The 13,158-nt window shown below is 46.9% G+C and carries 6 protein-coding genes; 2 read left to right on the top strand and 4 right to left on the bottom strand.

From position 1 onward, the window contains the following. Positions 1-98: 98 nt before the first annotated feature. Both JUB15_RS19425 and JUB15_RS19430 read right to left on the bottom strand, forming a co-directional pair. On the bottom strand, positions 99-2,900 hold the full coding sequence (locus JUB15_RS19425; protein ID WP_207514238.1) for a family 78 glycoside hydrolase catalytic domain: 2,802 nt from the start codon (positions 2,898-2,900) through the stop codon (positions 99-101). Between the two features lie 424 nt (positions 2,901-3,324). Further along, positions 3,325-4,674: a glycoside hydrolase family 88/105 protein gene (locus JUB15_RS19430; protein WP_207514239.1), complete on the bottom strand. Its 1,350-nt coding sequence runs from the start codon at positions 4,672-4,674 to the stop codon at positions 3,325-3,327. Between the two features lie 417 nt (positions 4,675-5,091). Here JUB15_RS19430 and JUB15_RS19435 point away from each other — a divergent pair, with 417 nt between their 5' ends. Together JUB15_RS19435 and JUB15_RS19440 are read left to right on the top strand one after the other, a co-directional pair. Further along, positions 5,092-8,211, top strand: a complete 3,120-nt coding sequence (locus JUB15_RS19435) for a SusC/RagA family TonB-linked outer membrane protein (RefSeq protein ID WP_207514240.1) — start codon at positions 5,092-5,094, stop codon at positions 8,209-8,211. A 32-nt stretch (positions 8,212-8,243) separates the two neighbouring features. After that, positions 8,244-10,199 carry a RagB/SusD family nutrient uptake outer membrane protein gene (locus JUB15_RS19440; protein WP_207514241.1) on the top strand — a complete coding sequence of 652 codons (1,956 nt, stop codon included), beginning with the start codon at positions 8,244-8,246 and terminating at the stop codon, positions 10,197-10,199. Between the two features lie 70 nt (positions 10,200-10,269). On the opposite strand, the gene JUB15_RS19445 is transcribed toward JUB15_RS19440, so the two are convergent. Next, positions 10,270-11,670 (bottom strand): FGGY-family carbohydrate kinase, encoded by a 1,401-nt coding sequence (locus JUB15_RS19445; RefSeq protein ID WP_207514242.1) that lies wholly within the window; start codon positions 11,668-11,670, stop codon positions 10,270-10,272. Positions 11,671-11,797: 127 nt separating this feature from the next. Further along, positions 11,798-13,072, bottom strand: coding sequence for a sugar isomerase (locus JUB15_RS19450; RefSeq protein ID WP_207514244.1), 1,275 nt, complete (start codon positions 13,070-13,072; stop codon positions 11,798-11,800). Between the last annotated feature and the right edge of the window lie 86 nt (positions 13,073-13,158).

Below are 13,158 nucleotides of genomic sequence, written 5' to 3' on the forward strand. Positions count from 1 at the left end.
TAGGCAATAACTGTGTTGTTTTAACCAATAGATGTGCAAATAAAAAAGGTGTAGCCAAGCTGGTACACCTTTTTTGAACGTTATTTTCGTGATTTAAACTATCTGATAATAAACTTATACTTTCCAGACCCGATCTTGAATACCTGCCTTCCATTCTGGTAGCCCATGTTCTTGATTTCACGGTGCATGGCCAGTGGCGTATTACTTTCCAGGATGGTTTTATTGGGCGGTGTGGGCAGATAGATCGTAGCCGTTGTATTCACCGGTACCTGTATGGTAAATACCCGGAACGAATACTGGTGGTCCCACTCAGAATAAATTCTACCGTAAGGCGAATTAAACGACACATTCCCTTTATCAAGCCCCAGGATCGGTTCGGGGGCAATGATGAAGTTCTTATAAGCAGTTGATGTATCCTCTTGCTTAATTCCTCCCACGCCATCAAAAAACCATTGCATGAGGTGGCCCAGCATCAGGTGGTTGTTTGATTTTGTATCCAGCGCCTGCCATGATTCAGTCAATGCAGTGGCGCCTTTCTTCAGTTGAAATCCATAACCCGGCACCTTATCATCACTGTTCATATCATATACCAGTTGTGCTGAGCCATTTTTTGTAAGCGCATCTACCAGGAAGTGGAAACCGATGTCTCCCGCTGTAAGCGCGCTTTCATTGGCAATGATGTCGGTTTTCAGCGCATCCAGTACAGCCGCTTTGTTGGCTTCCTCAACCAGTCCAACCGCTAATGGCATAGCCATAGCCGTCTGGCTGCCGGTTGCATATTTCTTTGTAGCCGCATCGTAGAATTTGGCATTGAATGCTTTTTTTACTTCCGCCGCCTGTGCTGCGTATTGCGTAGCTTCCGCTGATTTATTCATCAGCTTCGCCATTTTCGACAACAGGTCAAGGTCATAATAATAGATGGCGGTTGCAGTCAGTTCCTTCGGTGTCAACTGTGCAAAGCCGGGAGGGTTAGGCCCTATATCGTACCAGTCGCCCAGGCCATGCGACAGGATATGTCCGTTCGCTTTTGACTTCAGGTAAGCCACGTATTTCGTCATCATGGGCCATGCTTCCTGCATTACGGATTTGTCGCCATACCATTGGTACATTAACCAGGGTAATATAACTGCAGCACTTCCCCACTCGGGCGAATCGCGGAAGTCTTTCAAGTCTTTATCAAACACCACATACTCCGGCGCAATAGTGGGCACCAGTCCGTCGGTGATTTGATCAGTCATCATATCGGCTACGATCTTTTTGTACAAACTGTAAATATCGTAGTTGAAGTGAATGCTTTCCCCCATGAGGTAGGTCTGCTCGAGCCAGCCCAGTTTTTCGCGGTGCGGACAGTCAGTGAGCACACTTTGCATATTGCTGCGAATGGCCCAGTCGATCAGTGCATAGGTTTCATTCATCAGGTCTTCCCTGCTATCAAACTTACCTATCTGGGGAGCCGAATTGCGGGTATGCAACATCTTGATATCGGTGATCACCGCTTTCAGCTTTTTCCCTTTTATTGAATCCGGTGCTGCGTTCGAAACTTCGGCATACCGGAAGCCATAATAAGAAAAGCGCGGCGTAAATTCTTCATCACCGGTTCCTTTACAGGTATATGAAAAATAATAAGGGCGGCCACTGTTCTTCTGGTTGATGCGTTTCTCGGCATCGATCAGCTCACCGGGATAGATCCTGATCACCTGTCCTTTTTCACCCCGTACGGTAATTTTTACAATACCGCTTGCATTCTGGCCAAAATCGAACAATACGGTAGTGTCACTGTTCTTGTCGCATTTTTGCGGAGCAATGGTAGCCATCACTTTTACCGGTGTACCGGTTTCAGCGATCAGTTTACCAGTGGGGGCTTTTACCACAACAGCCGCTTTCCAGGCGCCATCATTGAAGGAAGCTTTATCCCAGCCATCCTGTTCGAGGGTAGCATTGTATTCTTCACCCGCATAGATGCTGGAGAAAGTGATAGGGCCCGGTGCTGTTTTCCAGCTGTTGTCTGAGATAATTTCTGACTTCGTGCCATCTGTATATTCCACCAACAGCTTCATGATCATTTTGGGATTACCATAAGCCAGCAAGGCTTTACGGTAACGCTCGTTGGGAACGTTGTAAAAACCATTGCCCAGCATTACGCCAATGGCATTGTTGCCATTGGTGAGCTGACTGGTTACATCGAGCACGTTGTATAAAACACGTTTATCGTAATTGGTCCAGCCGGGCGCCAGGAACTGATCGCCGATTTTCTGGCCATTGATATGCAGTTCATACTGGCCTAAACCAGTAATAAAGGCAGTTGCTTTTTTAACCGGTTTGCTTACGGTAAATGATTTCCGTAATAAAGGCAATACGTGGTTACCGCTTACAAGCGATTTGTATTCCTTGCTGGAGCCGGGTGAATGAATGCCGGGCACATAGCGTTTGGACGCATCCAGCTCATCATAACCGATCCATTGCGCATTGCTCCAGTCGGCCGGTTGTAACAAACCCATTTGAAACCTGGCCGTATCGCTGCTCCAGTCTGACATAGCCCCCTGGTTGTCCCAAACCATCACCTTCCAGTAGTAGGTTTGACCTGCCACCAATGGTTTACCGGCATAGGGTACCCACAGCGATTGTTCACTGTTCACTTCCTTGCTATCCCAAATGTTACCGGTATTAGCTGCCAGTTTGGCCAGGTCATCGGCCACCAGGATGCGATAGCGCGTTTGCATAACGGCACGTGCGGTACTGTTAATTTGCCAGCTTAAGCGCGGCTGCAGGGTTTCAATGCCTGCGGGATTGGTCAGGTTCTCTACACGGGGATTAACCACTACGGGTTTTGCTGTTTGTGCGAAAACGGGTACAGATCCAACCAACAGGAAAAAAGAGGCGATGATGGTACTTTTTTTCATATTGCCTTATAAGATATTGAATGGGTTTTCTGGTAATGGAAAACGATAATAGCTTACCATTATTATATCAAATCAAAATCAGTAAACGTAAAAATACGAACACAAGACTCGTAATAACAACAAAAGAATTAACTAATGTGCTGGTCTACAGGCGGGCCAAAGTAATAACAAAAACGTGAAACGGCAAATCCCGTATAAGTTACAGGTTCCAGGTTACAGGTTCCAGTGTTCTGGGGCACTTTTTTGCCAACAAAGTGCTGCTATCACCTGTTGTACCTCTCCCATTCTTTAGGCGTAATCACTCACTTCTACGTTCATATTGCTACGCGGCCGCTCTCTTCCAAACGTGCTTTGGCCATGAATGGTGGCATACACACTTAATAAGTCATGCATTTAAGAAGTCAATAACCTGGCAACTCAATAATTAGGGAGTATAATACTGTAATGAGCTATCATTTATTTTGAATGGATCCTTTTTAACCAACCGCAGCATTTCTGCACCAGCAAGTAACACCGGTCCATAACCATGGGCTGCATAAACATTCACCGGCCGGTGATAATAAAATGCAGGATCGAATGCCATACCAGTGCCTACACATACCCCTTCTACCTGGCCGGTAGGGTTTATTTTGGTGGTTACTGCATTCCAGGCCAGCATGGCCATTGGGGCATACGCTTTGGCATCTAACCAGCCTTTATTAACAGCATGTGCCAGGCAGTATGCATAAATAGCGGTGGCGGATGTTTCCAGGTATGAATCGGTACGGTTCAATAACTGGTGCCAAAAACCGGAACCGGATTGATACGCTGCCAGTCCTTTGGCATGCGCCTGTAATTGCTGTAATACAAAGGAACGGCCCGGATGATTCTCCGGCAATACATCCAGCAATTCTACCATCGCCATAATGGCCCAGCCATTGGCGCGGCCCCAATAAAAAGCAGGATGCGGGTTCATATCCTGTACCCAGCCATGCATGTACAATCCTTTTTCTTTATCGAACATGCGTTGTGTGAACTGCCGGATCTGCTTCACAGCATCGTCATAATAGGCGGTTTGTCCGGTAAGCTTACCCATTTGCGCCAGCGCCGGCACACTCATGTACAGGTCGTCTAACCAGATGGTATTTTTTTGAGGACGATTGCGTGCCAGCGTTCCGTCTGTGAGCCGGAATTCTTTTTGACTTATGTAGTTGATATAATTATCAATTAACGGACGCAGCTCTTTGTTGAGGCCGCTGCGTGTGGCTTTGATCATCGCAGCGCATACGGCACCGGCATCATCGAGCGCATGGGGCTCCACGGGTTGGCGGAAGACATAGTTCCCTTTCAGCGAACCTTCGCCCGCTTTCTTTTTAATGGCCGGTACCCATTTGGCAATAAATGCCAGCCGTTGTTTTACATAATCGCTGTACCGGGTGTCTCCGCTGGTTTCCGCAGCCAGCAACATACCGCTATAGGTAACGCCCCATTCATAGGCAGTAAGCCGGAAATCGCCGGGTTTAATACCATAGGCCGTATCGAAACTCGTAGCATCGGTCACCTCCTGCCCTGTATGTTTGTTGATCATTTGCGCCGGGGTAACCGCATCGAGGTAATTGAACACTTTATCGAGCACCTTTTTGATATCCCCCTCACTCATGGCTGCATAAGGCACTGGATAATCAGGTTGCAATGCATGTAATGGAGCGGTAACATCGGTGCCGGGTTTGCCCTGGGAAAAAGTCGTTGTTGTAATAAACAATGAAGCGAGTAAAGCACTGGTGATCTTATTCATATGGTTGCTTATCGTAAATGGTTACCGGTCAACTGTTACCAGGTACCGGTCAATACAAAATAAAATTGCCGGTTGCAAGTTAACGGCATGCAGGGTTGCCCCGGTGACAACCGGGGTTACAGCGCATTTCTATGATACGAACAGGAATGCATTTACCCTTACATCCATACCCTTACAAATTAATTAAAAATAAAAGTACATGGTGTTTTAACAATCCTGTGCAATCCTGAAATACAGTACAGACAGGTAATCCGGCCACGCTCAAAATGGATTCTTAAGTTAAGCACATTACAGCATTTGTTAATACAAGACAAAATGAAACTGCGGTTATTCTATCAGGATAGTTCAGGATGATTTTAGGCATAGGATAAGATAACTTACGTATACATAATAAATTAAACATCCTAACAGCTTATTATGAAAAAAACGATTGCTATCAGGCGAAATGTCCTGCTCATTTCGCTACTTAAGCTATTTGCTATTTTCTCCTTCGCACAAAACAATTTTCCGGTAACAGGCAAAATAACAGACAATACAGGTGCCCCCCTGCAAGGTGTTACTGTTCAGGTCAAAGGCACTAAAGTTGCAACAGCAACAAAGCAGGATGGAACATTCTCCATTAATGCACCTTCAGGAAGTGCAGTGTTACTATTCAGTTCTGTTGGATTTATTTCGAGAGAAGTACCAATAGAAAATAAAGCACAAGTGAATGTCGTAATGAGTGCTGGTGATAACGCCATGGACCAGGTGGTGGTCATAGGTTACGGCGCTGTTAAAAAGCGGGATGTGACAGGCGCTGTTGCCGGCATCAATGAAAAAGACATTAAATCAAGGCCGGTAAATGATGCCTTGCAGGCCATGCAGGGAAAGGTAGCCGGTGTTGATATCAGTTCCACAGAACGCCCCGGCACGGTGGCCACCGTGAATGTCCGCGGCGTACGGTCTTTAACGGCATCCAATTCACCGCTGTACGTTGTCGACGGCATTCCCCTGATGACCGGCGGCATTGAATACATAAATCCGAATGATATTGAATCCATCGATGTATTGAAAGACGCCTCTGCGACCGCCATTTACGGCTCCCGCGGCGCCAACGGCGTGGTGATCGTAACTACCAAACAGGGCAAAGTGGGTAAAGCATCGCTGAACCTGAATCTTGCCACTACCGCAGAAGAGATCGTGAATAGAATGGAAATGTTCAATGCCGCAGATTATATCACCTTTCGCCGCTGGGCCTATTACTACAAGAACCCGGCGGTAAATCCGCGTGGTGATCAGCCTAATATTGCTCATGACAGAAGTATTTTCCTGGCCACCAGCGATCCTTCGGCCTGGGCGAATATTGCCAGGGGGTGGGCTTCGGGAACATGGGATGGATCTCAGGTGCAAACAACGGATTGGTTTGGAATGGTAAGTCAGACCGGCATTACAAAGAACCTCACCCTCAGCGCTGGCGGAGGAAGTGAAAAAGCAAAAGCCTACGGTTCATTTGGCTATCTCGACAATACAGGTACACAAAAAGGACAAAGTTTTAAAAGATATAACGCCAACGTAAATGTTGACATAAATGCTACCAAATGGTTTTCATTCGGTACTAACATGACAGTTGCTTACAGTATACAGGAATATGGACAATCAAGAACAGGCGCCACAACAACACAGTCATCGCACAGCGTTTTTGAATCGGCAAGAGCGCTGTTCCCGTATGCGGTACCGTTTGATTCTGCGGGAAACCGGATCATTTATCCAGGTGGTGATATTGCCTTTAAAAATGTGGCTGACGAATGGACGCTGAATCAGGACCAAAGAACAACGCTGCGCGCATTCGGTAGCTTTTATGGCCAGCTTGACCTTGGAAGTATTCATTCCGCATTGGATGGATTGAAATACAGAGTGAACTTCGGGCCCGACTTTTCCACCTATCGGGATGGAACGTACATAGACCCAAATTCGGTGATCAGTACCGGTATAAGTTCTGCTTCGCTTACGAAGGCGCAAACATTCTCTTATACCCTCGATCACCTGATCTATTATAATAAAACCATCGGCCGGCATGATATAGGGCTGACTTTGCTGGGCAGCCAAACGAAGTTTAAATCAGACAGCAGTTATATCGCTGCCAACGGAATTGCTTTTGGAAGCCAGCGCTGGAACGCGTTATCCAAAAGCTATATTCCGGCCAATAACCTCACCGGATATACGTCAGGACTCACCGAAAGCCAGTTACAGTCTTTTATGGCCCGTATAAACTATACGTTTAACGACAAGTATGTGCTGACGGTATCTGCCCGGCGCGATGGCGCCTCCCAGCTGGCCGAAGGTCATAAGTATTCCTGGTTCCCATCTATGGCTGTTGCCTGGAAAATGAATGAAGAAAGATTTATGCAGAATGCAACCTGGCTGAATGACCTTAAGCTACGGTTTGGCGTTGGCGTTACCGGAAACTCCGCTATTAGTCCATATGCTACCCAGGGGCCCCTCACCTCGCTCTTTTACCCCTACACATCCACTATCACGCCAGGCGTTATTCCTTCACTAACTTTGGCCAATCAGTCGTTGGGCTGGGAAAAAACGACGCAATATAATGTGGGAATCGACTTTTCTGTGCTGAACAGAAGGATCTTTGGAAGCATTGACGTATATACATCAAGTACAAAAGATCTGTTAATGCAAATGTCTATTCCAACTGTTACCGGTTATCCGCAAACATTTGCAAATGTTGGGCAAACAGCCAATAAAGGAATGGATCTGAGTTTAACATCTGTTAATATCAGGACAAAGAATCTTACCTGGACAACCAATGCCAGTATTTCGTGGCAAAAAGACAAGATCGTTTCGTTAGCGAATGGCAAGCAGGATGATATCAATAACAACTGGTTTATAGGTCAGCCTATTGAGGTGATCTACAATTTCCAGGGCGCCGGCATCTGGCATCTGGAAGATTCAGCTGCTTACAAACAGTTTAACGCTAATGGAACGAATTTCACCCCCGGAAGCGCAAGACCTGTTGATATCAATGACGATAAAAAGATAGACCCCAATAATGACCGGACGATCATTGGGAATACAAGGCCAAGATGGATTGTGGGAATGACCAATACTGTCTCATTCAAATCGTTCGAGTTTTCCATTTTCCTGTATGGCCGTTTAAAATACCTCTACAATACCGGTGGCGAAGCACAAACCGCTCGCGGCACCCAGCGGGCGATCAGTTATTATAATGAGAACAATACGAATGCTGAATACCAGAAACCAATACATACTGAGGCAACCGGTGATCCATACTCGGTGGTGTTGGGTTTTAAAGATGCTTCATTTATCAAGATCCGCAATATATCACTCGGATACAGCCTGACCGGCAAGGCGTTGAAAAAAACGGGCTTGTCGAATTTAAAAGCGTATGTCCAGATCGCTAATCCCGGGATGCTTTTTTCGAAGATCGACTGGCTCGATATGGATGTAGTCACCGTTACTCCTGCTTTTAATGGTGCTACCTACAACAGAGGTATCACATTCGGATTGAACGCAACATTCTAACCAGAAAGTGTAACGTTAAAAAAATCATCAGCATGAAATCATTACAGTTAATTGTCAAGATATCCTTTCTTTCAGGCCTGATCTTTATGTCGTCCTGCAAAAAAGAATTCCTGAATGAGGAACTCACGACAGCCAGAGATATGGACTTTCTAAAGACCGATGCCGGTATCCTGCAGCTTGCAACAGGCACTTATTACCAGGTCTTCAATTTACCGTTTAGCACTGAATGGCCATATTGTACCCAAAACTACGGGGTGGATGAGTTTATGGTAGGCGGCGACGGGTCGAATGGCGTATGGAACAATTATGATGTCGGGTTCAGGTCTATTGTTACCATAAACAATGCGAATACCCAATTTGCCAACGCGCAGTGGGATAACCTTTATATCGGAATAGGTGATGCCAACCTGCTGATCGAGAATGCAACGGCCAGTACTTCCGGCGCTGATGCCATCAAAAAAACAGCGCTGGGCGAAGGCTATTTCTTCAGAGCATACTGTTACCTCAGACTCGTTTCCCAGTATGGTGCAGTTCCGCTGAAGACCACACCGAGTACCGCTGTTGAAAAGGAGTTTACCAGGGCTTCCCCTGAAGAAGTTTACAAACAGATAATAGACGATTTCAAAAAGGCCTATGATCTTTTACCTAATACAAATGCACCGGCAAAGATCACAAAAGATGCAGCAGCCCACTATTTAGCGAAAGCGTACCTGTTCCGAGCCAGCGAGATCAATGATTCCTGGAACTCGGCCACCAAAGCAGCCGATCTGGCTGCGATCATCCCGTTGTGTGATGAAGTTATTTCCAGGCATCCATTGACCACTAACTTCGCAAACCTTTGGAACTATACCGCCCCTGATGGACCAAACGAAAGACTGCCGGAGCTCATTCTTTCCGCGCAATTCACCGCAGACGTTTCTACCAACGGTACCAATCAACAACACCTGTACTGGGCATCCCGTTATGACGATATTCCTCAAATGCAACGGGATGTTACCGGCGACAGGCCGTTCAGCCGTTTGCGCACCAATTACTACCTATACAGGGTATATGACCAGGTGAACGACTCCCGGTTCTGGAAAAGCTTCAGAACAAAAAGCAGGTTGAACAAGTCAGCAGGCAATTATTATGTCAACGGTGATCTCGGTATAATCTACATTATAAACCAACCCGGCGATAACCGCTTTTCCAATTTCAAGCTCAACGACGTTGTTGTTTATTCCAAAACAGGAAAAACAATTCCGAACGCCTATATCGCTTTCCCTGCAGGCAGAACAACAAACGGCGCCATGGAGGCCGATGTTCGGTTTCCGTCCTGTAGCAAACATATGGATGGTTCAAGAATAGGTTTCAACGAAACCAGGGGACTGCGTGATCTGAACCTGGCACGCTCGGCAGAAACTTACCTGATTGCAGCGGAAGCCAAAATAAGGTTGGCAAAAGCAGGTACCGGCGCTTATACCGATGCATTGCCCTATATTAATGCAGTTCGCGTTCGTGCGCAATTTGTAACCGGTGAAGACCGCGCCGCGTATTATGACGGAGGCGGAGCGCTGGGCGCCTCCACTTCAGGCCAAAACCCTGATATCAATTCTTTCATGGCCGAAAATTCATATTACGAATCGAATAACATTCCTGTAACAACAGCTGCTACAAACCTGGCTATTACCGACATTAATACACTTCCTGCCAGCGACGAATATGTGATCGCTACGTTAGGAATAAGCGGCACGTATGACAGAATGCTGGCGCTTATACTGAATGAACGTTCTCGCGAGCTCTGTGGCGAATATAAACGCTGGGAAGATCTCTCAAGAACAAAGACCCTGGTTCAGCGGGTGAAGGCATTTAATTCGCAGGCAGCCCCTAATGTCAGGGAACACCACCTGTTGCGAGCGATCCCACAAACTTACCTCGATGGCATTCAACTAAACGGAAAAGCGTTGACGCCCGAGGAAAAACAATCGCAGCAAAACGCCGGCTATTGACCGCCGTGAAAAACTTAAGGTGTGCTACACTTCCAAAGTGCGGCACACCTTTACTTTTATACTTTGAAATTTAAGCTATGAACTTTGAACTATGAACGCCGCTGTATGCCTTCAGTTCAATAAGATCTGAGGAAGGATTGCTCTTATTCCACGATGAGTGAACCGACAAAGCAGCGCCCATTGCCGAGGCCTGCGCCATGGAGGCCGCATATACTTCGTGTTTGGGAAAAGCATTCGCCAGCAAATTCATGTATAATGGATTGCGGCTGAACCCGCCATCGACAAAGATCTTTTTGACCGGACTGTTATGCAGTACCAGGTTCAACGAGGCCACCTGCTGGCTCATGAGGTCGGCCATAAACTGGTGGTAGGCTGCTTCGTAAGTAGCAAAGCTGTTAAGATCGCGGGCGCCAAAGACCGATTCCTGCACCATGGCGGTTTTACCGGCTTTAGTGGCCTCGGCGTTTGCTGTTTGGGTAAAGCCAGACAAGAGGTCGGCATTAAACGCTACCTGCTTATAATAATCCAGGGCTACGTTAAAGTGCGCAGCCAGGCGTTTGGTTTGTTGCTCATGTTCATACCCGGCAAACAGGCGCGAAGCTTTAATAGGTTTGCCCCTGTACTCCATATAACACAAACAGTCCTGTTGCAGCTCTTCGTAGGTGAGCCTCGTTTGGTTGAACGGGTTTAGACTGATACACCAGGTACCGGTAGATAACAAAACAAAAGGTTCGGTGAAGTGAAACAGGTAAGGGATCAGGGCAGCAGAGCTGTCATGTAACCCCACCCCGGTAAGCAGGGCCTGTCCATATAATTGGGAAGGCATCAACTGGTCCGACGGAAAAATAGCCGCCAGTTTCTCATTGATGGCTTCGCGGTAGATCCATTCGTGGTAATGGTTCTGCGGAAAATTCCATAAGCCGGTGTGGCAGCCAATGCTCGTGATATCGCTATATGCACGGCCGGTGACCAGGTAGCTCATGTACTGTGGTAAGTGAAGGGAATAATTGATCTGATCGAAGAGTTCCGGCTTTTGGTATTTCAGCCGGTATAACTGCAAACCTGAGTTCAGATTGCCCAATACCGGTGAGGCCGTATGAATGGAGAAAGCTATTTCGCCACCATATTTTTTGTAAAATTCCTCCTGCAATTTGGCAGGATATGGCTTCAGGTAATTGTACAGCGGGGCAGCGGGTTTGCCTTCCTTATCGATATGAACAAAACTGGCGCCATAGGTGCTGAAATTCAGGGCACGCACCAGGAAGCGGTTGTCCTGGAACACCTCGTGCAAACAGGCATGCACCCATTTGGTAAGGGCCGTCAGGTCTTCACAGGCGTCGCCGTCTTCATCCTTTACTTCATCAAACTGCTCAGTTTTCTCCAGCACAATATTATACTGCTCATCAAAAAGAAATAACTTTTTATTGGTCTTGCCAATGTCGAATATTGCTATAACGGGAGTTTTGTTCATTAGGACGCTTTTTCTCTCACTTGTTCTTTCGTAGTATTATTAAAGAGTTACAGGTTGCAAGTTACAGGTTACAGGGTTTGCCAATCTTTTCACCTGTAACTTGAAACCTGTAACCTGTAACAGCTTTTTATAATCCAGTAGCAACAGTCTTTTGACCGCGCTCTTTTATCAGATTCTCTCTTACTTTCAACTGACGATACAATTGCAATGGCTGCAAAGCACCTCCGGCACGCATACGCGCTTCAGCCACGAGGGCACGTACATCTGTACGGTAAGCCTGTTGCAGAATTTCCTGGGCTTTGGCCACATCGCTTGCTTCCTGGGCGGCCTGCAAGGCTTTGGTATCTACCAGCAGGGCCTGTGCATAAGCGATCTTGATGGCTTCTACCGATTGCAGCAGATCTTCCAGCGGATCTTTTACGTTGTGCGATGCATCGATCATCCATCCCAGATCGGTAGCATGTTGCATACCACGGGCATCCATACCTTCTACCAGTTCATTGAAGATCAGGAACAGCTGGTAAGGATTGATGCTGCCGACAGTAAGGTCATCGTCGCCATATTTGGAATCATTGAAGTGGAAACCGCCGAGTTTGCCTTCGTTCAGCAACAGGGCAACGATCTGCTCGATGTTGGCATTGGGCAAATGATGGCCGAGGTCAACCAGCGTATAGGCTTTGGGACCCAGCTTGCTGGCATACAGGAGCGATTGGCCCCAGTCGCCCACCGTCATCGAGTAAAAGTTTGGTTCAAAGGCTTTGTACTCAACGAACATTTTCCAGTTATCGGGCAGCGCTGCATAGATCTCCTGCAGGCTTTCGAGGGTGCGTTGAAATGCCTTGCGGAAATTCAACTGACCGGGGAAACTGCTACCATCTGATAACCAAACGGTGATAGAATCCGAGCCCAGTTCTACCCCGTGTTTTATTACTTCAATATTATGATCGATCGCCTGTTTGCGGGTTGCTTTATCAACATGCTGCAGGGAACCGAATTTGTAACTCAGCTTTTGATCGGGCTGATCCTGGAAAGTATTGGAGTTTACAGCGTCGAAACGTAAACCGTGCTGCGCTGCCAGCGCTTTGATGGCTTTGGCATCTTTTGGAATATCCCAGGGAATGTGCAGGGAAATAGCGCCGCCGCTTTTGTTGAGGCTGTGTAACAAACCTACATCTTCGATCTTTTCTTCGAGTGTGCGGGGTTCGCCACCGCCGGAAAAGCGGCCGAAACGGGTTCCGCCAGTGCCCAACGCCCAGCTGGGAATGGCAATCTGGAAGTCAACCAGTTTTTTCAGGATACCATCTAAACCGGAAACACCTTCTGCGGCAAATTCGAACCGGCGTTTATGTTCTTTTAAAAGACTATTATTAAACTCGTCTATTTTATACTTATCGATCTGCATACGCAATCGTTTTTTATGTGTTTACTTATTACTTGACTGATCCTGGTTCTTAGGGTGCTTTACACTGAAAGTGGGGCGAAGCCCAT

Source organism: Longitalea luteola, from assembly GCF_017356035.1.
Taxonomy (GTDB): Bacteria; Bacteroidota; Bacteroidia; order Chitinophagales; family Chitinophagaceae; genus Niastella; species Niastella luteola.